Genomic DNA, 25,272 nt, shown 5'->3' with positions numbered 1-25,272 from the left:
AGGTTAAAGAGTAACTTTATAATTCCATATTCTAAAGAAAACTTTCTTTTGAGTTTCTGCATTAGGGAAAACATCCACTAATTCAGCATAAATGGAAGCACCTTTGTCTATTAATATCGAAATCTTCTCGCTAGATGATTTAGGTACATAACCTATCATCTTAGAATCTGCAAAAACAGCTATTGCATGTTGGTCAAATGGATTGGTAGAATGACGAACCAATTTTAATGGATGACGCATAATTTCCCATTCCTGATCCCATTCAGCATAGTGTCTATATCCTGAAAGGTATCCTTCAAACAATAGTTCTTTTTCTACATTATCTAATAAGTCGTGAGAGTAAGATTTAGGCTTAACCATAATATTTACGTTAGGTAGCTTATAGAAAAATTTACTAGTTCATATTTGCAATATACAATTTTTTATTAATATTATTCAATGCAAATTCATTACATCTTATAAATCATTAGAATAGTTATATATATTTATTCTTATTTTTGCGAGGTAAAAAACATAAAAATTCTATCATGAAACCCTCTAACATCATAAAAATAGTTGTTGCTCTTATTGTAGTCATATTCTTGGGTAATTCTTTCTTTTCTTCAAATTCTGATAATGGAGAGGTAAAATATACTGAGCGGCTAAAGAATGATAGGGACGAAAAAAACAAACTCTTCAAAAGTAAAAAGGGTTCTCCACTATCCGATTTAGATAGAGCTAAGTTTAGCCATCTCAATTATTATGACATCAATATCAAATATAGAGTCATGGCTTCTTTAGAATGGGCCGAAAAACCTAAAGTGATAAAAATTGCCACCACTAAAGAAAAACCAAGGGATTATAAAAAATCAGCCTTTGCAAAATTCTTTATTGATGGTAATGAATACAAGGTCACATTATTACAAGCGGTCATTCCCAACCCAGCTACTAAAGGGTTATTTATGTTGCTATTTAGAGACCTTACTTCCGGTGAAACCACTTATGGAGCAGGGAGGTATATTGAACTCCACAATATCAAAAAAGGACAGATGCAAACACTTATAGACTTCAATGAAGCATACAACCCTTATTGTGCTTACAATGAAGACTACGACTGTCCAATGCCACCTCTTGAGAATCAATTAAATGTAGCAATCGAGGCTGGAGAAAAAAACTATCATGAATTATAAGGATATCTCTCATTAATATAGTATTTTGAGAGATCTATTTACAGAATAAATTATTGCATATCTTCAATTGGCTTTTTTAGCCGTTGTTAACTGATGTCATTTTGGCTTTTGAAACACTACTAAAAAAACTAGGATATTCAGAAAATAAGGGGGCGTATGTAGAACTCCACTTTTGGATTCTATGCTCCAGTATGATTCCTATAATAAATATCTATATTTCTTTATCATCTGTAGAAATCGTTTTTCTGAGAACATTATCTGCACTAATCATTGTGTTTATTGTTTTAATGATCCAGAAAACTAGCATTAAAGTAAGGATGTCTCATATTCTTATGCTAGTTTTTACAGGTTTTCTGACCGCTATCTATTGGATTCTATTTGTAATTGCAGCCAAAAAGTCGAATACTTCAGTAACATTAGTTGGGGTTGCCACTACTCCTATTTGGGTTAGTTTTATCTATCCTGTTATTTCTAAAAAGAAGCCTACATTTATTGAGGTTATGACAGGACTTTCAGCCCTTTTTGGGGTTTATATGATCTTCAGCTCTGGATTTGCATACAGTGAAGGAATGTTTGCCGCAATCTTAGCCGCTTTTTTTGCTGCAATTGTAACTATTTTAACTTCCAAATTCTCGAAAAGGTATCACTACTTGGTAATTACATTCTACCAAATGTGTGGAGCATTCTTTGCTACAGCCGCCTTTCTACCATATTATTTGAAGTTTGTAAAGATGGAAGCATTCAGTATGCCTACGAGTTTAGATATTATATTAATTCTAATTTTAGCCATTGTCTTCTCCATCATTGCTTATAGCTCTATCGTTAAAGTGATGATAAAAATATCTCCATTTAGCGTTTCATTAGCCAATAACTTATCTCCTATTTATGGAGGGGTAATCGCCTACCTTTTCTTTGGTGATAGTGAATTGATGGATATTTATTTTTATGGAGGAGCATTTTTAATTGCATTTGCAATATTAGCCATGCCATTAGCTAAGTTTATTTTTAGGTTAGATGAACTAGGTCCTTCTGCTTCACCCCCGAAACCAAAAGCCAGCGAATAGTGCATTCAGAATAAATTTCCCTATCTAATTTTACTGATCAACTCATTTGTAGTTAAACTCAACACCAGGAGAACACAAACGGAAAGGGTTCCAAATATTACTGCGATCCACCTACTGTATGACATCCAAAGGTCTTTTGAGCCTTTTGCTTTGTGATACATCTTATCAGAAAGGTCGATAATATCCTCTGTATTATTTTGTAAGGTTAAAGTCAGTCCAACATCTCCTCTAAAACCAATACGGTCATCGACTTGAACAATGCGAAGGAGAATTGAGTTATACCTTCTGAGGTGATTTAAAATATTATGTTTTCTTCCCTCAGGCAATTCCATTGCTCTTACTTCCTTCTGTATCGTATGATTTACCTGACGAATCTTATAAAAATCGGCAGTATCAGCAGAAAGAAGGTAACTCTTCTCCAACAACCTCATTTCCTCTAAAAGAACATTATTTACATAAGGATCTTCCTGTAAGGCCTTAGTCCTTTTCTGAAGGTCACCAATCATTCCTGAAGTCTGAGAACCTCTATACTTTAATTGAGTGACAATTTTAGAGAATGTTTTTCTATGTTTGGTCAGCAAATCTGAATAAAGTGTTAGATCTTCCTCATAAGAAATTTTCCATGAGTCGTCACTATTCATGACGTTCTGAACATAGTCTTCTAGGTGTTTATCAATTTTGTGATACTCATTCATTATTGGCGTTGCCTGTCTTGATTTATGGAACTCCTCATAGTGGGCTTCATAGGAAAGAAATTCTTGGGCAGCCAATGTCATTTTCATCGTCATTTGACGAAGGTCAATTACTTTTTCTACTATTACATCTTGATCCTCTATTTGACGGAATGCAGAAAAGTTACTTACAGCAATGATGAAACATGCCACAAAGTAAACATAGTACCAACGGACTACTTTTCTCCAAGTATATGATAGTGTATTTTTCTTCACAATAAGACGACAAAAAATTAAGTGTTATCACTTAAAGATAAATTCTCATTTAATTGAGCAATAAATATTCCATAATCTTACAAATTAAAAAAGGGAATGATATAACTCATTCCCTCTTTTATTATATAAATCAAATGTAATATTAGTGTTGTACTAAAATTGCATTTTTCTCATCGTCATTTCTACCAATTTTCTTAAAGTTCTCTAGGTAAACTTTAGCTTGATCTTGGTACTTCAATGAACCATATACTACGCTGTAAATTTGCTGACCGTTTTGCTCAGTTACTTTTACATAAGTTTTCCACATTTTATAAAAGTCTTGGAATTTCTCAGCATATCCTTGTGCATCACAAAGACTCTTAGTAGAGTAAACTTGAACACCCCAACCGTGAGAAATAATTTGGCTGCTTAAGTCAACAAAATATGTTTTATTATTTTGTAATTTACCTTGTCTGCTACTACATCCAGCACTATTTGCCGGCATGTTTGCACCACTAGACACTGCAGTTCCACCTGTAGCTGCTGCTGAAGAAGCACTTTCTAAAGCTGCAATTAATTCTTCGTTTTCTTTTTCTAATTCGTCTACTTCAGATTTAAGATTTCCGTTTTCATTTTGTAAAGCACTTACATCATTCTTTAAACCTTCCATTTCATAAGTCAATTGCTCATTCATAGATTTTAAAGAGTTCGCTTTCTGCTCCATTTCCATCTTACCCTTTCTTAACTCAGAATTTTCAGTAGTTAATTGGGCATTCATTTGTTTTAATTTTTTCTTGCTTTGTGCGAAAGAAGGAGTTGCAATTAATAATGCCGCAAATACAATTGCTACAGAGTAAACGTGTTTTGTAAATTTCATTCTATTGGGATTATAGATACTATTCTAAATGAGTTAAAATTAATACTTATTATAGGTAAATACGCTTCCTACTATATTAAATTAATCAACGATAATATAAAACTAATCATATTCATTTAATTATCCATTATCGTAATTCAAAATATTTCGTTCTACATAAAAAAATACTCACTTTATGGTGCCTTATTTAACTATTTAAAGTTATTTCTGCACTATAAAACGAGTATTTATATGTGTAGTACGATTATTTATCGACTAGTCGTTTTTCAACTGCTGCTTCAATTTGTCCAATTCTGACATCTGACCACTATCAGTGTTATCAGAACCAGTAGCTTTGTTTTCTTCAGTAGAAGAGCCTGCTCCTAATCTCATCTTTTCTTTCAATTCTTCTAAGGCTAACGAAGAAGAACCAGAACCCGGACCAATCGCTTTATTAATCTCCTCATCTACAGATACATTTGCATCTGCAATATCTCCATAGGATTCAGCTAAAGCTTCTTGAGATTCTACTTTATCTTTCATTCTCTCTAACATCGCAACGGTACTTGATGAATCAATGCTGGCCAATTGCTTATTAATTTTAGAAGAAGCTTCAGATACTTTCGCTCTTGCTTTTAATGTTTTCGCTTCATTCTCCCATTGAGAGATTTGTGATTTTAAACGCTGAACATTCTGTTCCATTTTAGCTACCTGAGAATCATTTTGAGAAACCATTTTCTCATGAGACGCAGCCGCTTGGGCAGCTTGTTCTTTTTTATTTAATGCTTCAGTTGCTAAACGATCAGCTTCTGCAGTATCTAACTGTCCTGATTGAGCTTTCTGTAATAATAAAACAGCTTTACGCTCCCAATCTCCTGCAGCTTGCTTATGTTGTTCGTATTCTTTTCTCGTACGGATTGAAATCGCTTTTACCTGAGCCAATCCTTGTAAACTTTGATCTAGGTCTTTTTTAAGATCTCTAATCCCTTGATCAGTCATTTTAATAGGATCTTCCAAACTATCCATTGCTGAGTTAGTTTCAGCAGATATCCACCCAAAGAGTCTTTTAAATATTGACATAATTTCTTAAATCTAGTTTTGTGCGTAATCTAACAACATTCCGTAATTCTCTCCTATCACTAATTTAAGTGCATTAAGAGTACCTTCTAATTCGTTTTCATCGAGATTTTCTAACTCTAAAGTATCTCTATATAATAAACGATTTCCTTCTGCATCAATTACAAATGCTCCGTGCACGAAATTTCTATTTTTCTCAAGTAATGTTCTGTAGAATTCGGGCTTTTCATTTTTGAGATCAATCAAATGCATCTCAACGATTAGTATGGGATCTTCACAGTCTACTACTACATTTAATAATCCTTCTTCCTCATCTGAAATGATAAAAAGCTCTTCTTGTGGGTCCTCGCTTTTGATATCATAACCAAGATTTAATAGGTAGCTTTTAACCTTATCAAAGTTATTCATTACGTGTTAATTAAGTTTAATGATAATAATATTTACGAATATAAAAGATTTTTGATACGATAAAAGGGGAAAATCTTATTTATTTATCAATATGTGATTAATCATCAATCATTTATAATTGTTTAATTTTTGAAAAATATGACAATTACTTACTAATAATAAATAATATTACTCCAATAATTTAATCTTTAAATTATAATTCAAAACAAGTTACTATATTTGTTGCAATCGGTTGAATAAACAAAACTTTTTCGTTCTACAACTATCAACTAATATTGTATGCCTAAAAATATTCATTTAAAAGATAATCCTGTCTTAATTGAGGGTGCTTGGGAGGTGTGTAACCAAGTTGGAGGTATTTATACCGTAATAAAATCCAAAATCCTTAATGTATTAAGCACTTTTGGAGATGAAAACTATTGCTTGATCGGGCCTTACGTAAGCAACAACATATCAGCAATCTTCGACCCCATCTCTGATGACGGAGATGACTTAATATCCAGAACTGTACGATCACTAAGAAGTAAAGGCTATGAGGTTCACTATGGTAGATGGTTAGTTTCTGGCCGTCCAAAAGTAGTCTTATTCAAGCCTTATAACGAAGCCTGGAAACTTACTGATATCAAAAAGTCATTATGGGAATCACACAACATCCCATCTTTTGATGGAGATGACCTATTTGACCAAACAATTATGTTATCCAGCCAGATGACAGACTTTTTTACAGAATTAGACGCTGTAAATAATGGCGAAAGAAAAATTCTTGCACACATGCATGAATGGATGGCTGGTATTCCTATCCCAGAAATAAGAAGAAGAGGTCTTAATATTCAAACGGTATTTACAACTCATGCTACTTTGTTAGGTCGTTATCTTGCAATGAACGACCCTGAGTTTTACACTAACTTAGAAAAAGGCACTTACAATTGGGCAAAAGAAGCCGAGCATTTTAACATCAAACCTCAGGTAAGTATTGAAAGAGCTGCAGCACACGGAGCACATACTTTCTCTACTGTAAGTAGGTTAACTGCTGTTGAGTGTAAATATTTATTGGGACGAGAAATTAATGCAATTGTACCAAACGGTATCAATATCCATAAGTTTGAGGCACTGCATGAATCTCAAAACCTTCACCAGAGATATAAAGAGAAGATTCACGAATTTGTGATGGGTCACTTCTTCCAATCTTACTCTTTTGATTTAAACAACACGCTTTATTTCTTTACTTCTGGTAGATATGAGTACAAGAACAAAGGATTCGATCTTACATTAGAAGCTTTAGCTCGTTTAAACCACAAGTTAAGAGCAAATAATATTAATAAGACGGTAATCACGTTCTTCATTACTAAACAAGATTACAATTCAATTAATCCAATTGAGTTAGAGTCTAGAGCGGTTCTTGGAGAAATCAGAAAGATTTGTGATGCTATGGAGAAAAGTGTCGGTGAACGACTTTTCTATATCGCATCAAAAGGAGATGTAACTGAAACTCCAACCATCGAAGAATTAATTCCAGAAAGTTTACGTCTTCAATTAAGAAGAACTGTACAATCTTGGAAAACATCTCGACTTCCTTTCATTACTACTCATAATTTAAAGGATGACAATAAAGACGATATTCTAAACTTTGCTAGAAAGTCTGGTTTATTAAACTACGAAGGTGATAAAGTTAAGCTTGTTTACCATCCTGATTTCGTCTCGTCTATGAATCCATTGTTTGGAATCGACTATGATGAGTTCGTAAGAGGATGTCATTTAGGTGTCTTCCCTTCTTATTATGAGCCATGGGGTTACACTCCAATGGAATGTGTTGCAAGAGGTATCCCTGCCGTAACTTCTGACTTAGCAGGTTTTGGAGATTTCGTTATCAATGACTTGAAGAGAACTAAAGTTGAAGGTATTGAAGTAATTCACCGTAAGCATAGCGATTACTCACATTCTGCTGAAGAACTTGCGAACTATCTATACGATTTCGTTACTATGGATAGAAGAGACCGTATTTCTCAAAGAAATATTGTTGAGCAGTCTTCTTATCATTTTGATTGGAATGAGCTATACGACTATTATTTAGAAGCATACAACCTTACATTAGGAAATGACTAGATAATGTTCTTATATAAAAAAGGCGATGATTAATTCTAATCATCGCCTTTTTTGATTGCCTCTTACTTAATCTTTTAATACACTTCTTGAGATAACAATCTTCTGAATCTCAGATGTACCTTCATATATCTGTGTGATTTTCGCGTCTCTCATCAAACGTTCTACATGGTACTCTTTTACATAACCGTAACCACCATGTATTTGAACAGCTTCTACAGTTACATCCATAGCTACTTCGGAAGCATATAATTTTGCCATTGCAGATGCCTCAGAAAAATCTTGTCCTTGATCTTTAAGCCAAGCTGCTTTATATACTAGCATGCGAGCTGCTTCAATTTTTGTAGCCATATCAGCTAACTTGAATGCAATCGCTTGATGCTCACAGATAGGCTTACCAAATGTTTTTCTTTCTTTAGAGTACTTCAAAGCTAGTTCATAAGCACCTGCTGCAATTCCTAATGCTTGTGCAGCAATACCTATTCTACCTCCATTCAAAGTACCCATAGCGAATTTAAAACCAAAGCCATCTTCGCCTACTCTATTTTCCTTAGGTACTTTTACATCTGTAAAACTCAACATATGAGTATCTGATCCTCTAATACCTAATTTATCTTCTTTTTTACCTACCACAAAGCCATCCATTCCCTTTTCGACAATAAGACAGTTAATACCTTTATGTCCTTTTGAACGGTCAGTCTGAGCGATTACTAGATATATAGAAGCAGAATTACCGTTAGTAATCCAATTCTTTGTACCATTTAATAAATAATGGTCACCCATATCTATTGCCTCTGTAGTTTGAGAAGTAGCATCACTTCCTGCTTCTGGTTCTGACAAACAGAAGGCTCCTATCGCTTCTCCACTTGCCAGCTTCGTTAAATATTTCTGTTTTTGTTCTTCAGTACCGAACTTTTCTAGCCCCCAACATACCAAAGAATTGTTGACTGACATTGCTACTGAAGCAGAAGCATCTATTTTGGAAATCTCTTCCATAGCAACAACGTAGGAAACAGTATCCATACCGCCTCCCCCATACTTGGGATCTACCATCATTGACATAAAGCCAAGTTCGCCCATTTGTCTTACTTGTTGAGCAGGGAATCGTTGTTCGGTATCTCTTTCTATGACACCTGGTAATAATTCGTTTTGTGTAAAATCACGAGCAGCATCTTTTACTGCTAACTGCTCTTCTGTTAGTTCAAAATTCATGTGTTGAAATTGGTATTTTAGGTGTGTTTATTGTGAATGTTTTATCAAATATAAAAATTGAAAGGACAATTCAGAATAAAAATGAATATTTTCTCATTTATTATTACAAAATGAGATAAGAGATTGTTTAGGAGTGAAATACAATAATATTCTGCATAAAAAAAGCCTTTATGATGAAATCACAAAGGCTTTTCTCTAAAGATCAAAATGATATTTTATCGATCTGATATTTTAAAGTATAAATAATTTATACGAATTATCTTAACTGTTGACCAATTGTAAAGTGGAATTGGCTACCACTAATATCTCTTTGACCAGGAGGGGCATCGAAACCATATGCCCAGTCAATACCTAACATACCAAATGCAGGCATGAAGATTCTAGCACCAAAACCAGCTGACTTATACATGTCAAATGGGTTAAACTCATCAAGTGATGCCCAGTTATTACCGCCTTCCATGAAACCAAGTAGATAAATAGTTGCAGCTGGGTTAAGTGAAACTGGATAACGAAGTTCCATTACGTATTTGTTGTAAACAACACCACCTAGACCTTCTGTTTCGTAAGGTACAATTGAGTTGTTTTCGTAACCTCTCAAACCAATTGTCTCAGTACCTAATAGTGCGTATTGTTGCGTCAGACCATCACCACCCATAATGAATCTTTCAAATGGCCCTAGGCCTTTATCTTGATTGTAGGCTGCTAAGAAACCAATATGTGCTCTAGCTGCTAATACTAAGTCACCAATAATTGCCTGGTACCATGCATTATCAAACATCCACTTATTGTATTCCACCCACTTGTAACGCTCTTCATCGGTAATATTAGGGTCAGAATAATCCTTATCTGTCAATAATGAGTAAGGAGGAGTTAAACTAATACTTAATGATACTTGAGAACCTCTACGTGGATAGGTAGGTGCATCAATTGAGTTCCTTGAAATTGTAGTATTGAATGTCAGGTTATATGATTTACCATTGTTGTAATCACCAAATCCTGTTGCATACCAGTTATTCAAATCATACACTAGGAACGATAACGAGTTACTCATTGTAAACCAGTCATCAGGCCATTGTAAACGTCTACCTAATGCTACAGTAGCTGCGTTAATACCTAAACTACCGATTTTTACATCACCACTATATGAGTTCTGGTTTGAGTAGTTATAACTCACCGTTAATGAGTTTGGCTTACGACCACCTAACCAAGGTTCTGTAAATGAAATAGAGTATGTCTGATATTGAATACCTGACGCCTGAACTCTAAGTTGTAAACGTTGACCATCACCTGCTGGTAAAGGACGCCACTTAGAGAAATCACCTACATTTCTTAATGAGAAGTTGTTAAATACTAGACCTACTGTACCTACGAAACCATAGTAACCACCCCAACCACCAGAAAGTTCGATCTGGTCATTTGCCTTTTCTGTTAATCCATATTGGATATCCACAGTACCATTAGACATATTAGGTTTAGGTTGAATATCGATTGTCTCAGGGTCAAAGTAACCTAGTGTAGAAAGTTCACGTTGCGTTCTAATTAAATCCGCTCTTGAGAACTTCTGCCCTGGCAAGGTTCTTACCTCTCTGTAAATTACGTGGTCTGAAGTTTTTGTGTTACCATTAACGATAATCTTTGAGACATAAGCTTGCTCACCTTCAAAGATTCTCATTTCAATATCCACAGAGTCACCTGTTACAAGTACTTCTGTTGGAGTAACACTAAAGAATAAATAACCATCATCCATATATAATGCAGAGATATCGGCACCATTAGGGTTGAATGATAAACGCTTATTTAATTCTGTTGTATTGTAAACATCGCCCTTTGTGATACCTAATACTCTTGCTAATTGCTCATCAGAGTACTTATAGTTACCAGACCAAGTGATATTTCTGTAGAAATACTGCTGACCTTCGTAGATATCCATATCGATGCTAACCATACTTTCAGCAACATCATAAACAGAATCTCTTAAAATTTCTGCATCTCTATAACCTTCTTCGTTATAATATTCGACTAAACTCTTTTTGTCGTTTTTGTATTCTTCATCAATAAATTTTGATGGAGTGAAGATTCTACCAAAACGCTTCTCTTTCGTCTTCTTTAACTTACGCTTAACTTTTTTCTCAGTAAGTTTTTCAACACCTACAAGATTAATTTCTTCAATCTTAACCTTCTGCTTTTTGTTTACGTCAATTCGTAAAACAACACTGTTAGCTAATACTGGGTCTTTTTCTTTTACGATTTTAACTTCAGTATTTCTGAAACCTTTTTCAGCATAGTGGTCTTTGATCACATTTTGGGTATTACGTATCATTGATTCTGTTACGATTCTACCTCTAACTAATTGTACTTTATCAGTAAGTGTCTTGGCTTGTCCTTTCTTAATTCCTTCAAAATAGAATTTTGAAAGTTTAGGACGTTCTTTCAAGGCAATCTGTAAATAGATATCACTTCCTTGAATCTCTGTGATATTAATTTGAACATCACCAACGATACCCAGTTTCCAAAGTTTCTTAACGGCTTTACTAATTCCATCTCCAGGAATCTTGATTTTTTCACCAACTTTAAATCCAGCGATGTTGATTAATGCATTTTTGTCGTTGAAGTCAGCTCCAACCACATCAATACCCGCGATTGTATACTCTACAGGAGTACCATAATCTACGTTATACTTATTACTTTGGGACCCATAATTGGTACCAAATTGAGCATAAGATGTTGTAATTGCGAATGTCCAAATTGAGATGAACATAAACAGCCTTAGCACTGTTTTTTTAGTTGATATCATGCGTCTTGCTAGATGCCTTAATAGTTTTTACTTGCTGATTCCTTTTAATCAATTATGATAACTGCTCACTTGTTTTGCCATATCTGCGTTCTCTTCCTTGGAACGCATCTATTGCTTCGTGTAGCACTTCTTTTCTGAAATCAGGCCAAAGTACTTTCGTAAAATATAATTCTGTGTAGGCAATTTCCCATAAAAGGAAATTACTAATTCTTTGTTCGCCACTAGTTCTGATGAGGAGTTCAGGATCTGGCATATTTGCAGTAGAAAGGTAACTCTTAATGGTATCTTCCTTAATCTCAGATATTTCACCACTTTTGTATGCTTCAGACATACGCTGAGTAGCTTGAGTTAAGTCCCATCTTCCACTATAGCTTAGGGCCAACACTAATGTTAGACCCGTATTATCTTTAGTTAGTTGTATTGCTTCTTGCAATTCTTTCTGACAATCTTTTGGTAATTTATCAATATTACCGATTGCCTGAAGCCTAACGTTATTTTTTGTAAGGGTTTTTGTTTCCGACCTAATAGTGGAAACCAGCAATTGCATCAAAGCAATTACTTCTGCTTTGGGTCTATCCCAATTTTCAGTTGAAAAAGCATACAAAGTAAGATAGTCTATACCTAACTCGGCACAACCTTCAGTTGCATCACGAACTGCTTGAATTGCATTCCTATGACCAAAAATTCGTTTAGCTCCTTTTCCTTTCGCCCATCTACCGTTACCATCCATAATGATGGCAATGTGTTTAGGTAAGTTGGCTTTATCTTTATTTACACTCATGGTATAAAAACCCTTCTAGAACAATTTAATGATTAGTAGATAAAAAATAATGCTACTGAACGGCGAAATTAAAGATAAATACAGCGGATAACAACCAAAATAGAGTCAAAAGTTGAAACATTTATTACTATTTTCGGAAAGTCATGTAATTTTACTTCATACAATTGAAACTTTTTTCAAAGAGTCGCATTTTTTAAACTCAGATTATCAACGTAATAAGATAATTTCATTGTTTCATTTATGAACACGCTTTCTCAAAAAATTAATTTGTTAAATAAAACAATAGGACAAGCAGCATCATTATTAACGATCTTTTTGATTGCTCTTGTATGCTTTGACGTTGGAGGCAGGTATTTATTCAACTTTTCAACGGCAGGTATATCAGAACTTGAATGGCATATCTTTGGTTGCATTTTTTTACTAAATGCACCCAATACTTTAAGACTTAATAAACACGTTAGAGTCGATGCGATTTACAATCAGTTCTCACCCAAAAACCAAGCTCTTATTGATATTTTTGGTGTTCTTTTTTTTCTAACACCTTTCTGCATATTGGTTATAGATGCTAGTATTCCTTACGTAATTAATGCCTATACCATAATGGAAAAATCTACAGATCCAGGCGGTTTACCTTTTAGGTTTATCATCAAATCTTGTATTCCAATCAGTTTTATATTGTTGTTACTTCAAGGCATTTCACATTTACTCTCTAAACTTCAAACACTAAAAGACTACACTTCTACTCCATGATTATTCTTTTATTATTTCTCTGTCTGTTTGCAGCCTTACTTTTAGGTTTCCCAGTGGCATTTACTTTAGCAGGAGTATCTATCATATTTGGGTATTTTGCATTTGGTATCGACCTATTCTATTTATTACCATTAAGAATATATGGTACAATGAGTAGCCAAATACTGATTTCTGTTCCTCTATTTATTTATATGGGGGTAATGTTAGAGAAATCAGGTATCGCCAGCCGTTTATTAAACACAATGGCAATACTGTTAGGGCGAATACGAGGAGGTTTAGCGATTTCTGTAGCCATCGTTGGAGCAATGCTGGCAGCATCAACAGGTATCGTTGGTGCCACAGTTGTTACTATGGGACTAATGAGCTTACCTGCCATGTTGAATAGAGGATACTCAAAAGAATATGCTACAGGCATCATAGCAGCATCAGGCACCTTAGGTCAAATCATACCTCCAAGTATCGTGTTAATACTTATGGGCAGTGTGATGAATATCTCGATTGGCGACCTATTTATAGCAGCTGTTATCCCGGGTGTTAGTTTAGTAATCTTGTATATTTTATTTGTATATGTTTATGCGGTAATATATCCAGATAAAGTACCACACTTCTCGGAAGCAGAGATTATTACATATCAGAAAGAATTAAGTTTTAGATTATTATTCAGAACTTTCCTTCTTCCATTCATACTTATTGTTGCTGTATTAGGGTCAATTTTTCTGGGAATAGCAAGTCCTACTGAAGCAGCAGGTATTGGAGCACTATGTGCAACATTATTAACCAAGCTTGAAGGAAAATTAACTTGGGAAAATATAAAAACTGCGGCTTATGAAAGTGGCAATTTAAGTAGTATGGTTTTCATGATTTTAGTTGGAGCTACTGCTTTTGGATTGGTATTTAGAGGTATGGGTGGTGATGACTTTCTTGTAGAACTTATTCAGAATGCAGACCTATCTCCTTATATGTTTCTTGCAATTGTAATGATAGGAATCTTTATAGCAGGTTTCTTTATCGATTTTATTGAAATCATCTTCATATTCATGCCTGTAGTTACACCTATCTTTATGCATTATGATATGAACTTACTATGGATTGCAATATTAGTTTCTCTAAATCTACAGACATCATTTTTAACTCCCCCATTTGGTTTTTCATTATTCTATTTAAAAGGAGTTGCCCCTGAATCTGTGAAAACATCTCACATCTACAAGGGCATTATACCGTATATTGTAATACAAATAGTATTGATTTCTGTTATCATTCAGTTTCCACAAATAGTTACATGGCTTCCTGAATTTCTAGATTAATCTTCTTTCCAAGTCCATCCTTTAAAACATAAAAGCATCATTCCTAATAGATATATAAAATCTTCAGAAGGAATGGTACCTATTCTCACATCTGAAAATGCCGCTGAATTATACCAGACTATTGGATCCTCAGTGATTGAACCTGTTAATATTCCATTGAAAATCAAAAATGGAAGCAAAGTCAATAAGTATGACCACCAAAAGGCCATATTAAGTTTACTTCTCACCAACATAAAAGCCAATAATACTACTAACAGGTTTATATAAGAGTAAATGCCTCCATAATATACCTGCGATAGTGCTACCCCTATAAAAAAATAGTAGGGAAGAATAGTTTTCTCTTTCGTCTTCGGAAAGTATGATTTTACACATTCGTAGATAAAGAGATAACAATATGGGATGATGATAAAAAACATCCACTCCTCTAATGGAAGATGTAAAAATTCGAAACCTACTAGATAATCAGAGTTAAAACCCCATTCTAATGTAAATGCAAAAAAGATGTCCCATGGAATATAGATAGCCCACAGAAAAGATAATGCCACCAATAACTTTGGCCACTTCTTATAAAAAGCCACTTTTTTGTCAAAGCTTAATAAGAATGGACCTGCAATAGCAATCACATTTAAAATTAGATATAGATTAAATTGTTCCGGCATTTTTATGTTGTCTTACTTTCTTATTGTTTGTTTTTTTAGCCTGATGCCAATATTTCATTGGTACAATTAACATTCCGAAACACTCACTATCGTATTTACCCATATTCTTATGGTGTACTTTATGTGCTTTACGAATTGCTCTGAAATATCTATTATTCGTATTATCAAACCACTTAAATCTTCTATGAATTAAAACATCGTGTGTGAGAAAATAACATAAACCATAAAGTGCTATACCAGCTCCAATCCATACAAATGTGTATTGGTTATACATCATACCCAACATAATTCCCAACCAAGATGGAATAGCAAAAATTAAAAAGAAGAAATCATTCTTTTCAAAGAAATGATCGTGCGGTTCGTGATGATCTTGATGGAAATACCACAAGAAACCATGCATAACATACTTATGTGTAGCCCAGGCAACAAATTCCATTACTAAGAAAGTGGATAATACGATCAATATACTAATTAGAGTTTCCATAAAATTAAAGTAGTGATGCTATTACTTGAAAGAAAAAATAACCAAAAAAAAGGATAAATAAATATATAGAAAGTGGATTCTTTGAGTCTAAGAATTTTAATTTTAGGTAGATGAAAATACACATAAAGAACCACCAACTAAAATAATTTTTAAATGGCGGCATTCCATTATCCCATTGCCAAAACCCTAGAGGTTCACATACAATTTCAATAAGTACATCAAGCATTACAACAATTAAACTGCTTAATATTACTTGAAAAAAGAGAGGAAGTTTCTTTAGTGTTGTCTTCGATAATTCTACCCCTGCTATCGCTAAAATGATCCAATTTATTGGTATTAGAAATGGAACACCATCAATTTTAAAACCTAGGTTGTTAAGGTAAATATAATCACCAAACAAAACACCGAAGTGCACTCCATGCCATTCTATAAAAAAACTACTACAATAGGTGAAGAGCAACCATATAGCAAACACTGAGTTTTTCTTTTCTTCAAAGGATAATAATATCACAAATGACGAAAATAAAAGAAAAGGTGTGAATGGTAATAACAACCGGTTCAAAGGAGTAAAAGCAACTACAGCTCCTACGGTATAAAAAATGGTAAGTAGTATTTTACTTTTGGCTAAGTTGGTCAGTTTTCTAAACTGTGAGTTTATTTGTGTAGTTAAATCATTCATTAATTAGGCCTTCTACAATTTTAGAACTATTTAAACATAATGGTATTCCTCCCCCTGGATGAACACTTCCTCCTACAAAATATAGGTTCTTAAAATCGTTGGATTTGTTTCTTTGACGATACAGTGCATGGGTTAATTTGTTACTATTCAGCCCATAGAGTGCACCTTTCCAACTCATGGTATCTTTTTCTATACCACTAGGGCTCCAAAAAGAAGATTCTTCTATCAATTCACTTAACGCTACTTTTAAATGCTTTGATAGTATTTGGATTACCTTCGCCTCAATCTTCTTTACAATTTCATCAGAAAATAGCTCTGGTTGAGCAGGCACATTGATCATCACAAACCAGTTTTCACAACCTTCAGGTGCATCTTCTTTATTCACCTTACTACTGATGTGTACATAAATAGTAGGGTCCTCAGGAATTTTTAAATCATCAAATAATTGTTGAAACTCCTTTTTATAATCTTTTGAGAAAAAGATATTATGCAAGTCTAAAGATTCAAATTTCTTTTTTACTCCCCAATAAAACACCAAAGCAGAAGATGACAACTCTTTTGATGTTGGTATCTTAATTTCTTTTTTTACCACTTGAGGTAGAAAGAAGTTTACATCAGCATTACTTACAAAAAGGTCAGCATTATACGTTTTGTCATCAGTTTCGACAGAGACAATCGTATTCGCTTTCGTCTGTATTTTTTTAACTTTTTGATTAGTAATAAACTCAACTCCTTCTTCTTCAGCCAATTTTATGAGTGATGTAATGATTGACCTCATTCCTTTTTTAGGAAAAAACACTCCATCAGAGTGTTCTAAGGCACTAATTACTCTCATTATTGATGGAGTATGATAAGGATTAGATCCATTATAGGTAGCATAACGATCAAAAAGTTGAACAAGCTGATCGTTCTTAAAATATTTTTTATTGAACTCATGTAATGATTCAAACCAACCTAATCGAGTAAGAACGGGTAATGCTGCAAGTACTTCTTTATTAAAAAGGTCTGATACTTTATTCAAACCACTTTCAAGAAAGATTGGTGATGTTTTTTTGTAATCATCAATAATCTGATGCATAACATCTTCAATATCAACACCCCAAATTTCTTTTACCTCATCAGAAAACTTTTGTGTATCTGTGTAACCTGTAAAAGTAGCCCCATCAGCAAAGAAATATTTTGTTGCTACATCATGTGAAATGTATGTAAAATAATCTTCTGTTTTCTTATGGTATAATGAAAAAAGCTCTTCAACAAGATGTGGTAATGTGAATAAAGAAGGACCTCGATCAAAACGATAACCTCCTAGATTAAAATCTTTAAGTTTTCCTCCTACATTATCTGTCCCTTCTAAAACTGTTACCTTATAGCCTAGTTTATTTATCCTTAAAGCAGCTGAAACACCACCAATACCTGCACCTATAATAATCGCTTTTTTCATATATAATTATGCGATAGCTTTAGTTTCTAAATTTCTTTTTACAATATCTAAACACAGAGGAAACCATGCAGTAAAATCCTCAGGCTGATCTTCTAACCATTTTTCTAAATCATTAATAGAAATGAACTTTAATTGTTCCACTTCTTCTGCATTTGGAGCAAAGCTACCAGAATACTGACCTACAAACACATAGTCATATTCATGTTCTGTAAGCCCATTCCCAAATTTCGCCTTGTATAAAACTTCTCCTACTCTATCTACAGGTGCATTAATACCTAACTCTTCCTGTAATCGCCTTTGAACTGCATCTTCTATAAACTCTCCAGGAGCAGGATGACTACAACATGTATTGGTCCAAAGCCCACCCGAATGGTATTTAGACAATGCTCTTTGTTGTAAAATTAAATCACCATTCTCATTAAACAGAAAAATAGAGAATGCTCTATGAAGCTTACCTTCAACATGAGCTTGCAATTTACCCATGGTACCGATTTCTTGATCGTATTGATCAACCAATATTACTTGAGGTTCTTGCATAATCTATAAAATATTTACTTGGTGTCTAACATAAGATTGGAAAAACAAAGCATACTTCTTAGGGTCAGGAATTCTCAACCTTTGCTCGAGAATAACATGTGCAGGAGTATTTTTCACTTTCTTAAATAGACGAGTATAATATATATAAGCTAGATAAACTCCAAACCTTGCTTGTTTTGGTAATTGTTTGATCCCTTCAAAGCCATGATCAAAATCCTTTTGAATATCAGCTTCTACTTGTTTTTTGACTTCATCATTCCAAGTAGAAATATCAATGTTTGGAAAATACACTCTTCCTAAGTCCCTAACATCCGCTTTTAAATCCCTTAAGAAGTTAATTTTCTGGAATGCTGAGCCAAGTGCCATAGCAGAAGGTTTCAATCTTTGATATTCTTCTTCATCACCTTCTAAAAATACTCTTAAACACATCAACCCCACCACTTCGGCAGAACCTAAAATGTAATCTTTGTATTCTTGCTCTGTATATTTCTTCTTACCTAAATCCATTCGCATGCTACGAATAAATAAAGTAATTAATTCTCTCTCAATCCCATACTTCGTTACCACTTCTTGGAAACACTGCAATACTGGGTTGGTACTAATACCATCATCAATTGCCTTGTAGCAATCTCTTTCAAAATCGTCAAGTAGTTCTTCTTTATTGAAACCGTGGAAAGAATCTACTATTTCATCAGCAACTCTTACAAAACCATAAATGGCATAAATAGGATTTCTAAGTTTGGGTGCTAAAAAACGAATTCCTATCGCAAAAGATGTTGTGTATTTTAATGTTATTTCTTTTGATAAGTCATAAGCGAGATGATCATAAATCTGTTTCATAGTGTATTTGTCTGAGATGGTAATTAAGCGTTGACGTTTACTTGGATTTTTGGTAATTTCTTTAATGTTTCTTTTGCTACTAATTGTCCTGATATAATTGATGGAGGAACTCCTGGACCTGGTACTGTCAACTGGCCAGTCATCATTACATTATCAAGATGTTTAAGTTTTATCGAAGGCTTAAGGAAAGCAGTTTGGGTAAGAACATTTGATAGTCCGTATGCATTTCCTTTAAAAGCATTGTATTCTTTTACAAAATCAGTGTAGGCAAAAGATCTTTTTACGACAAGATGTTTTGAAATATCTACTCCAGTAGACTTTTTTACTCTTTCGACTAAAATATCAAAATACTTCTCTCTTATTTCTTCTGAATCTTCAAGGCCTGGTGCTACTGGAATGAGTAACATTAAATTCTCCATGCCTTCAGGAGCTATACTATTGTCTGTTTGACTTGGTGCACAGATATAGAACAAAGGATCTTTTGGCCATGCAGGGTTATCGTATATTTCTGAAGCATGTGGATCAAAAGGAGTATCGAAATATAAATTATGATGGTGAATGTTTGGAATCTTTCGATCCAACCCAACATAATATAATAAACAACTTGGAGCCATTTTTCGTTTCTCCCAATAATCTTCAGTATAATTTCTGTGCGTTTCTGGTAATAATTTCTGTTCAAAGTGATGGTAATCACAAGAGGCGATCCATTGATCATGTATCACTTCCTTGTCATTTATCATTACAGTAGTAATGACTCTACCTTCACAATTAATTTTTTCAACAGGTGAATCGAAATGGAATATTACTCCTTTTTCAATGGCTAGTTTCTCAAAACCTTCAATCACTTTTCCAAAGCCTCCCTGAGGATACCATGTCCCTAACTTTAAATCAGCATAATTCATTAAGCTGTAGAGTGCGGGTGTTCTTTTAGCTACGTCCCCTAAGAATAATACTGGAAATTCAAGAATCTTTAGAATCTTTTCATTTTTAAAATACTTTCGGATATAAGAAGCAAAGTTATTGATGAGATGTAATCTAGGTACATTTTTGATTACCTGCCATTCTGCAAAATCCATAAAAGAATATGAAGGTCGATGAACAAAGTCGTCCATGCCAATTCTATATTTTATCTCAGCTTCTTCTATAAATTTCATTAGGTATTTTTTTGAACCAGGCTCCCATGATTCAAATAGATTTCCTAATTCATCAATATCAGATGGAATATCAGTATAATCAGATTCAGACCAATAAATTCTGTAGGAAGGTGATAATCGGTCAAGTTTGTAGTAGTCATTAACGTCTTTCCCAAAAGACTTAAAAAAGTTTTCAAAAACATCGGGCATCCAATACCATGATGGCCCTAAATCAAAGGTAAATCCTTCTTTTGTCCATGTTCTTGCTCTCCCTCCTGCCATTTCATTTTTTTCGTAGACATGTACTTCATGTCCTTGATCAGCCAATGTAATAGCAGCTGACAATCCGGAGAAACCTGAACCAATTATTCCAATTGAAGCCATTATTGATCGAATTTGTTTAAAATTTAATACTAAAATTATTAACTAACTGTATAAACAGATGGATTAAAAAATTGTTTTGTTTAATGTCTGCATGGCAAAACATAAACAATATAAGTTACTTAAAATAAATGATTTAAATTATTAGAATGAAAACTATTTTATATGAAATTATAAAATTTTAATATATGAACATCATAGTAATGCGCACACAAAAAAACCACACACTAATAAAGTATGTGGTTCCTTGCATTGTCTTTTATGTTATTTCTTATTTGGAATAGATATTACTATCTCTGTACCTTTTCCAAGTTGTGTATTCATATCAAAGGTTGCCCCTTGTGATTTCAATATCTTTTTTGCTAGATCTAGAGTTTTTAAATCATCCGTATCTTGCCCATCATATCCCCAACCTTTTCCGTTGTCAGATATAGAAACTTGAGCTTCTCCCATAGAGGCATACAATGATACAGTGATTTTACCATTACCTTCTATCGTATTTGCAGAACATCTAATTAATGCATTAATCGCTTTTTCAAAAACATTCTGATTGATATTGATCATTGGCGCTCCTCCTATTTGAACAGCTACCGAAACGTTTTCAGGTAAGGTAGGCTTCACTTCTTCAAGGGTATTTTCAATAAACTCTTTTGGATTGATCAGCTTAGATTTCCCTAGATTATGAGTTGACATGATCGTTAATTCTCCAACATCATCATTTTCCACGACTTTTAGGGAATCTCCATGTACACCTTTCATTCTTGATGAGGTAAATTCCTCAACTTCTATCTCAGAAAGTACTTCTTGTTTTGTGGGTTGAATACTTCCGCCTACAAGACTTTCCACCTCTTCTTCAAACTTAGGTTTATTCACTCTTGATGGCTTTGTTTTCTGTTGTTCTATATCCCTAACCTTAGCTTCTAAAAAAGTGATTTTTTCTTTCTGAGCTAAGTAAGATTGCTTGCTGATTTTTCTTTGCTTCCTTCTAACTATTTCAAGAAAGATCACTAAAACAACTAAGATAGAAACGACACCACCCCAAATTATCCTTTCTTGAATCAATGATTCATAACTTATCATGACAGTCTGTGCCATAAGTACATTTGGAAGTAATAGGATGACTGCGACAAAAAAGAATATATATTGTACTTTACTTCTCACGGCTATTTTGTTTTCAATAGAATTGTTTAGTTAAATATTTTTATACCTTCTGTACAGTTTTTACAGATATCTATATTTTCTCTTCCTTTTAGAAGTTGTTTTCTAAATGATAGGTATGCGGCATTTTTCCATATTGACTTAAAGCCAATATAATCATTTTTCAGGCTACCAAGAACGTATTTAGCATCTTTATCAAAACAACATGGAGCTACTTTGCCATCCCAAGTTATTACTGCAGAGTTCCATAATCTCCAACAATTACGCTCTAGTTTACCTTTGAAACGAAACTTACCGTCGGAATATTCTTTATACCTAGCATATTTTTCGTTTGTTGGTATTAAAGGTGACCCGTTCTCATAATCATATATCTGAGCAGTTTTAAAGACAATTTTATCAACATTCATCTTTTTGGATAATTCTTTTGCCTCCTCTATTTGATGCTCGTTGGGTTTCACCACCAAAAATTGAAAAACGACTTCAGGTGTTTTTGAGTTTAATTCATTCTTGGCCTTCACTATATTTTCTACTCCACTCAATACTTTTTCAAGTTTTCCTCCAACTCTATATTGTTCGTAAACTTCTTGAGTGGTTCCATCCAATGATATAATCAAACGATCTAATCCTGAGTTCACCGTATTTCTTGCTACCTTTTCATTAAGATAATGAGCATTGGTTGATGTTGAGGTAAAAATATTGGACTGATGTGCATACTTTACCATCTCTAAAAATTTGGGATGTAGGTATGGCTCTCCTTGAAAATAAAAAGTGAGGTAGATTAAAGTATCTTTTAGTTCTCCTATAATTTTTTGAAAAGTATCCTTCTCTATCATTCCTGTTGGACGAGTAAACGAACGCAATCCACTTGGACATTCAGGGCATCTTAAATTACAAGAAGTAGTCGGTTCAATAGACAAACTAATAGGATCTCCATAATGTATTGGCTTTCTACTTATCTTAGATAAATAGAAACTCAAATACACCAAAAAGGCATTCCATAGTTTTTTTATAGTGAGGTGATACTTCATAAAAATTGTGCATTCAAAACTTTGAATACATATACTTTTCTCAAAAATTCATTGAATAAACGACAAATAAAAATTTTCTTGATAACTTTATATAAACAGGAATATCCAAAAAAATGATAAATGATTGACACACAATCACAACTATTATAATAATGAATTGCCCTGCTTTTGAAATTGATCAAAATAAAGATGTCTTTAAACATCAATATAAAATACTCGAGAAATCAATCACTGAATGAAAAGTAGTAAACTATCTTTTTTACGCTATTTATTAATCGATAAATGCATTCGAAATAAGCAAAAACCTTATCCATCAAAGATGGAGTTATTGGAAAGATGTTCTGAAGAATTTGGTGTTAACTCCCCATCTACTATCGAAAAAGATCTACAAGCATTACGTTATGAATTTGATGCTCCTATTGCTTATTCCAAGAGAGAAGATGGTTATTATTATAAAAACCCAGATTATAAACTCCTAGGTGTTAGTCTAACTTCTGAGCACATGGATGCTCTTAATTTTGTTGAGACTTTCTTAGTTGAATTTAAAGATTTACCGGTATTTGGTAATTTTTCAAATGCTGTAGATAAAGTTCTTGATGGATTAGAAATTACCAAGAAGTTTAAAAATGACACCAAGGAAAATTTCGAAAGTTTTATTCAATTAGAGAAATCTATTTATTCAAAAGGCAGCAAAGTATTTTCAGCATTAATTAATGCGGCAAAAAATCATCAAGTGATTGATATTGAATATCAAAAATTTGATAGCCTTACCGTAGATAAATATACCTTTCACCCTTATTTAATTAAAGAGTATAAAGGACTATGGTATATCACAGGTTATGCTGATAATAGACAAGGCATAAGGACTCTAGCTATTGATAGAATTGCATCGGTAGAAGAAAATAAGAATGCTGTCTTTCTACATTCACACCAAGTTGATTTTGATCGAGACATCTACTTTAAACATTGTATCGGGGTCACCATAAAAGGTGTTCCTCAGAACATAAGATTAAGGTTTAGCAATATAGCCGCCAACTATATTAAGACCACGCCTATTCATGATTCTCAAAAAATCATTTACGAAGATGAATCATCTATAGAAATTTCATTGAAGTTGATCGATAACCCTGAACTTAGAGCTATTATTTTAGGTTGGGGAAATCAAGTAGAAGTATTATCTCCTTTTAGTTTAAGAAAGAAGATTGGTGAAGAAATTAAAAAATTAGCGTTAGTATATTGAACTACCTTGCACACATATATTTATCCCGTCATGATGACGAAGAAATGTTCGGTAACTTCATTGGTGACTTCGTAAAAGGACGAGACTTTAACTATTTACCGCAAAAAGTAGCTAGAGGAGTTCAATTACACCGTCGAATTGATGAGTTTACTGATCATCATCATGTCACACAAAAAATGAAAGTAAAATTACAACCTATGGCAGGAAGGTATGCTTTAGTCGTGGTTGATATTTTTTATGATCATTTTTTAGCAAAGAAATGGGATCACTTCCATAAGAATGTAGGACTGCAAGATTTCGCTAATCATTTTTACGACCTTCCCTACTGGCAGTCCTCATGGACTCCAGACAAAGCAATGAATATATATCCATTTCTTAAGCAATACGACTGGCTCAACGCTTATCAACACGATGAAGGGTTAACAAAAGTCTTTGGAGGTATGGAAAGAAGAATTAATTTCAGATCTCCTATTGGGAATGCTGTGAATTGGCTAAAAAAAGACTATTTTTATTACGAAGAATGTTTTGAGGACTTTTTCCCTCAACTTATTGATTTCACTTCTAACGTCAAGCTTTGATAAAATTTATTCTCAATAGAAAATTATTTGATTGGTTTCAAGATTTTAGGTACATCCTTTTATTGATTGCCTATTTTTTAGTACTCTGGGTACCAATCATATTCCAAGCATTTGGTTTAGATCAGCAACTCACTGACATTTCATTATTTGTTCTAATTTTAGCCATCTTTAATTTCATCAGAAAAAATAGTGTATACACAAAAGTGTTTTCTTTTGTTTCATTAGTAATTATTTCTGGAAGAGGTGCAGCAGTTGGCACAGAAAATGAAAATATAAGTGTAATCTCTTGGGTATTGATGTTAGTCTACTTTATTTTCTTCTTAAGAATTCTATTAATTGAAGTATGGAATGCGAAAAAAGTAAACATGAACACCATTCTCGGGGCTATCGCGGGGTATGTTCAGATTGGAGTAATTGCATTTATCTTATTTAAAGTATTAGATATCTTATTAAATAACCATGCTTTTACAACTACTGTAAGTATTTCGGACCTGATCTATTTTAGTTTTGTAACTTTAACTACTGTTGGTTACGGCGACATTACACCGGCCTCTGATGAGGTAAAAGCATTTTCTGTAATATTTGCTATGGTTGGTCAGTTTTATATGGCTATATTAATGGCACTGTTAGTTGGAAAATACCAGCAAGAACATTCAAAACAATAAGCAATTGC

Annotated in this window: 25 protein-coding genes; 8 read left to right on the top strand and 17 right to left on the bottom strand. The window is 33.6% G+C overall.

Translation table 11 applies throughout. The features are described from left to right. Positions 1-3: 3 nt before the first annotated feature. Positions 4-360 (bottom strand): HIRAN domain-containing protein, encoded by a 357-nt coding sequence (locus QL232_RS22725; protein ID WP_168881284.1) that lies wholly within the window; start codon positions 358-360, stop codon positions 4-6. A gap of 167 nt (positions 361-527) precedes the next feature. Between QL232_RS22725 and QL232_RS22720 the strand changes: the two genes are divergently transcribed. Both QL232_RS22720 and QL232_RS22715 read left to right on the top strand, forming a co-directional pair. Then, entirely contained in the window at positions 528-1,169 is a 642-nt protein-coding gene (locus tag QL232_RS22720) for a DUF1684 domain-containing protein (protein ID WP_281615883.1), read from the top strand. Between the two features lie 191 nt (positions 1,170-1,360). Continuing rightward, positions 1,361-2,233 (top strand): DMT family transporter, encoded by an 873-nt coding sequence (locus tag QL232_RS22715; protein ID WP_281615882.1) that lies wholly within the window; start codon positions 1,361-1,363, stop codon positions 2,231-2,233. Positions 2,234-2,253: 20 nt separating this feature from the next. Here QL232_RS22715 and QL232_RS22710 read toward each other — a convergent pair whose 3' ends face one another. The 4 genes from QL232_RS22710 to QL232_RS22695 form a co-directional block, all read right to left on the bottom strand. Next, the gene (locus QL232_RS22710; RefSeq protein ID WP_168881287.1) at positions 2,254-3,180 is read right to left on the bottom strand and encodes a hypothetical protein; all 927 of its coding nucleotides are present in this window, start codon (positions 3,178-3,180) and stop codon (positions 2,254-2,256) included. A 142-nt stretch (positions 3,181-3,322) separates the two neighbouring features. Then, positions 3,323-4,036 carry an SPOR domain-containing protein gene (locus QL232_RS22705; protein WP_281615881.1) on the bottom strand — a complete coding sequence of 238 codons (714 nt, stop codon included), beginning with the start codon at positions 4,034-4,036 and terminating at the stop codon, positions 3,323-3,325. A 255-nt stretch (positions 4,037-4,291) separates the two neighbouring features. Beyond that, positions 4,292-5,095, bottom strand: coding sequence for a PspA/IM30 family protein (locus QL232_RS22700; protein WP_168881289.1), 804 nt, complete (start codon positions 5,093-5,095; stop codon positions 4,292-4,294). Positions 5,096-5,107: 12 nt separating this feature from the next. Further along, entirely contained in the window at positions 5,108-5,500 is a 393-nt protein-coding gene (locus QL232_RS22695; RefSeq protein ID WP_168881290.1) for a CesT family type III secretion system chaperone, read from the bottom strand. A 279-nt stretch (positions 5,501-5,779) separates the two neighbouring features. Between QL232_RS22695 and QL232_RS22690 the strand changes: the two genes are divergently transcribed. After that, positions 5,780-7,603 carry a glycosyltransferase gene (locus tag QL232_RS22690; protein ID WP_281615880.1) on the top strand — a complete coding sequence of 608 codons (1,824 nt, stop codon included), beginning with the start codon at positions 5,780-5,782 and terminating at the stop codon, positions 7,601-7,603. A 66-nt stretch (positions 7,604-7,669) separates the two neighbouring features. On the opposite strand, the gene QL232_RS22685 is transcribed toward QL232_RS22690, so the two are convergent. The 3 genes from QL232_RS22685 to QL232_RS22675 all read right to left on the bottom strand — a co-directional run bounded on the left by QL232_RS22685 (position 7,670) and on the right by QL232_RS22675 (position 12,387). Then, on the bottom strand, positions 7,670-8,812 hold the full coding sequence (locus QL232_RS22685) for an acyl-CoA dehydrogenase (RefSeq protein ID WP_281615879.1): 1,143 nt from the start codon (positions 8,810-8,812) through the stop codon (positions 7,670-7,672). A 256-nt stretch (positions 8,813-9,068) separates the two neighbouring features. Then, positions 9,069-11,570, bottom strand: a complete 2,502-nt coding sequence (gene bamA, locus QL232_RS22680; RefSeq protein ID WP_168881293.1) for an outer membrane protein assembly factor BamA — start codon at positions 11,568-11,570, stop codon at positions 9,069-9,071. Positions 11,571-11,658: 88 nt separating this feature from the next. Next, positions 11,659-12,387, bottom strand: a complete 729-nt coding sequence (locus QL232_RS22675) for an isoprenyl transferase (protein ID WP_168881294.1) — start codon at positions 12,385-12,387, stop codon at positions 11,659-11,661. Between the two features lie 267 nt (positions 12,388-12,654). Between QL232_RS22675 and QL232_RS22670 the strand changes: the two genes are divergently transcribed. Beyond that, entirely contained in the window at positions 12,655-13,137 is a 483-nt protein-coding gene (locus QL232_RS22670; protein ID WP_168881295.1) for a TRAP transporter small permease subunit, read from the top strand. After that, positions 13,134-14,441, top strand: a complete 1,308-nt coding sequence (locus QL232_RS22665) for a TRAP transporter large permease subunit (protein ID WP_281615878.1) — start codon at positions 13,134-13,136, stop codon at positions 14,439-14,441. The genes QL232_RS22670 and QL232_RS22665 overlap by 4 nt, the downstream gene beginning before the upstream one ends. Here QL232_RS22665 and QL232_RS22660 read toward each other — a convergent pair. From QL232_RS22660 to QL232_RS22620, 9 genes are all read right to left on the bottom strand, one after another. Further along, complete coding sequence (locus QL232_RS22660; protein ID WP_281615877.1) at positions 14,438-15,100, bottom strand: lycopene cyclase domain-containing protein; 663 nt, start codon at positions 15,098-15,100, stop codon at positions 14,438-14,440. The genes QL232_RS22665 and QL232_RS22660 overlap by 4 nt on opposite strands. Further along, a complete protein-coding gene (locus tag QL232_RS22655) occupies positions 15,084-15,584 on the bottom strand; it encodes a sterol desaturase family protein (protein ID WP_168881298.1) in 501 nt (166 codons plus the stop codon). Before QL232_RS22655 ends, QL232_RS22660 begins: the two co-directional genes overlap by 17 nt. A 4-nt stretch (positions 15,585-15,588) precedes the next feature. Beyond that, positions 15,589-16,263 carry a carotenoid biosynthesis protein gene (locus QL232_RS22650; RefSeq protein ID WP_281615876.1) on the bottom strand — a complete coding sequence of 225 codons (675 nt, stop codon included), beginning with the start codon at positions 16,261-16,263 and terminating at the stop codon, positions 15,589-15,591. After that, positions 16,256-17,704, bottom strand: a complete 1,449-nt coding sequence (crtD, locus tag QL232_RS22645; RefSeq protein WP_281615875.1) for a 1-hydroxycarotenoid 3,4-desaturase CrtD — start codon at positions 17,702-17,704, stop codon at positions 16,256-16,258. Before crtD ends, QL232_RS22650 begins: the two co-directional genes overlap by 8 nt. A 6-nt stretch (positions 17,705-17,710) precedes the next feature. Further along, on the bottom strand, positions 17,711-18,241 hold the full coding sequence (gene idi / locus QL232_RS22640; protein ID WP_281615874.1) for an isopentenyl-diphosphate Delta-isomerase: 531 nt from the start codon (positions 18,239-18,241) through the stop codon (positions 17,711-17,713). Between the two features lie 3 nt (positions 18,242-18,244). Further along, positions 18,245-19,081: a phytoene/squalene synthase family protein gene (locus QL232_RS22635; RefSeq protein WP_281615873.1), complete on the bottom strand. Its 837-nt coding sequence runs from the start codon at positions 19,079-19,081 to the stop codon at positions 18,245-18,247. 23 nt (positions 19,082-19,104) lie between these two features. Beyond that, a complete protein-coding gene (gene crtI / locus QL232_RS22630) occupies positions 19,105-20,598 on the bottom strand; it encodes a phytoene desaturase family protein (protein ID WP_281615872.1) in 1,494 nt (497 codons plus the stop codon). Positions 20,599-20,859: 261 nt separating this feature from the next. Further along, positions 20,860-21,756 carry a hypothetical protein gene (locus QL232_RS22625; RefSeq protein WP_281615871.1) on the bottom strand — a complete coding sequence of 299 codons (897 nt, stop codon included), beginning with the start codon at positions 21,754-21,756 and terminating at the stop codon, positions 20,860-20,862. A 26-nt stretch (positions 21,757-21,782) separates the two neighbouring features. Further along, a complete protein-coding gene (locus QL232_RS22620; protein ID WP_281615870.1) occupies positions 21,783-22,781 on the bottom strand; it encodes a radical SAM/SPASM domain-containing protein in 999 nt (332 codons plus the stop codon). 235 nt (positions 22,782-23,016) lie between these two features. Here QL232_RS22620 and QL232_RS22615 point away from each other — a divergent pair, with 235 nt between their 5' ends. From QL232_RS22615 to QL232_RS22605, 3 genes are read left to right on the top strand one after another with little or no spacing between them, the layout of a single operon-like run. Beyond that, complete coding sequence (locus tag QL232_RS22615) at positions 23,017-24,021, top strand: WYL domain-containing protein (protein WP_168881306.1); 1,005 nt, start codon at positions 23,017-23,019, stop codon at positions 24,019-24,021. Beyond that, a complete protein-coding gene (locus QL232_RS22610; RefSeq protein WP_281615869.1) occupies positions 24,018-24,599 on the top strand; it encodes an ACP phosphodiesterase in 582 nt (193 codons plus the stop codon). Before QL232_RS22615 ends, QL232_RS22610 begins: the two co-directional genes overlap by 4 nt. Continuing rightward, on the top strand, positions 24,596-25,264 hold the full coding sequence (locus tag QL232_RS22605; protein WP_168881308.1) for a potassium channel family protein: 669 nt from the start codon (positions 24,596-24,598) through the stop codon (positions 25,262-25,264). Before QL232_RS22610 ends, QL232_RS22605 begins: the two co-directional genes overlap by 4 nt. Positions 25,265-25,272: the final 8 nt, after the last annotated feature.

It is taken from the genome of Flammeovirga sp. SubArs3, from assembly GCF_947387565.1.
GTDB classification, from domain to species: Bacteria; Bacteroidota; Bacteroidia; order Cytophagales; family Flammeovirgaceae; genus Flammeovirga; species Flammeovirga agarivorans.
This window is presented reverse-complemented; position numbering and strand designations above follow the sequence as displayed.

Excerpts from the sequence above, each read along its gene's own strand:
- QL232_RS22675 (WP_168881294.1), bottom strand. The coding sequence starts at position 12,387 with ATGAGTGTAAATAAAGATAAAGCCAACTTACCTAAACACATTGCCATC.
- crtD (WP_281615875.1), bottom strand. The coding sequence starts at position 17,704 with ATGAAAAAAGCGATTATTATAGGTGCAGGTATTGGTGGTGTTTCAGCT.
- QL232_RS22620 (WP_281615870.1), bottom strand. The coding sequence starts at position 22,781 with ATGAAGTATCACCTCACTATAAAAAAACTATGGAATGCCTTTTTGGTG.
- QL232_RS22690 (WP_281615880.1), top strand. The coding sequence starts at position 5,780 with ATGCCTAAAAATATTCATTTAAAAGATAATCCTGTCTTAATTGAGGGT.
- QL232_RS22650 (WP_281615876.1), bottom strand. The coding sequence starts at position 16,263 with ATGAATGATTTAACTACACAAATAAACTCACAGTTTAGAAAACTGACC.
- idi (WP_281615874.1), bottom strand. The coding sequence starts at position 18,241 with ATGCAAGAACCTCAAGTAATATTGGTTGATCAATACGATCAAGAAATC.
- QL232_RS22655 (WP_168881298.1), bottom strand. The coding sequence starts at position 15,584 with ATGGAAACTCTAATTAGTATATTGATCGTATTATCCACTTTCTTAGTA.
- crtI (WP_281615872.1), bottom strand. The coding sequence starts at position 20,598 with ATGGCTTCAATTGGAATAATTGGTTCAGGTTTCTCCGGATTGTCAGCT.
- QL232_RS22715 (WP_281615882.1), top strand. The coding sequence starts at position 1,361 with ATGATTCCTATAATAAATATCTATATTTCTTTATCATCTGTAGAAATC.
- QL232_RS22665 (WP_281615878.1), top strand. The coding sequence starts at position 13,134 with ATGATTATTCTTTTATTATTTCTCTGTCTGTTTGCAGCCTTACTTTTA.
- QL232_RS22695 (WP_168881290.1), bottom strand. The coding sequence starts at position 5,500 with ATGAATAACTTTGATAAGGTTAAAAGCTACCTATTAAATCTTGGTTAT.
- QL232_RS22700 (WP_168881289.1), bottom strand. The coding sequence starts at position 5,095 with ATGTCAATATTTAAAAGACTCTTTGGGTGGATATCTGCTGAAACTAAC.
- bamA (WP_168881293.1), bottom strand. The coding sequence starts at position 11,570 with ATGTTCATCTCAATTTGGACATTCGCAATTACAACATCTTATGCTCAA.
- QL232_RS22660 (WP_281615877.1), bottom strand. The coding sequence starts at position 15,100 with ATGCCGGAACAATTTAATCTATATCTAATTTTAAATGTGATTGCTATT.
- QL232_RS22720 (WP_281615883.1), top strand. The coding sequence starts at position 528 with ATGAAACCCTCTAACATCATAAAAATAGTTGTTGCTCTTATTGTAGTC.
- QL232_RS22635 (WP_281615873.1), bottom strand. The coding sequence starts at position 19,081 with ATGAAACAGATTTATGATCATCTCGCTTATGACTTATCAAAAGAAATA.
- QL232_RS22705 (WP_281615881.1), bottom strand. The coding sequence starts at position 4,036 with ATGAAATTTACAAAACACGTTTACTCTGTAGCAATTGTATTTGCGGCA.
- QL232_RS22615 (WP_168881306.1), top strand. The coding sequence starts at position 23,017 with ATGAAAAGTAGTAAACTATCTTTTTTACGCTATTTATTAATCGATAAA.
- QL232_RS22685 (WP_281615879.1), bottom strand. The coding sequence starts at position 8,812 with ATGAATTTTGAACTAACAGAAGAGCAGTTAGCAGTAAAAGATGCTGCT.
- QL232_RS22725 (WP_168881284.1), bottom strand. The coding sequence starts at position 360 with ATGGTTAAGCCTAAATCTTACTCTCACGACTTATTAGATAATGTAGAA.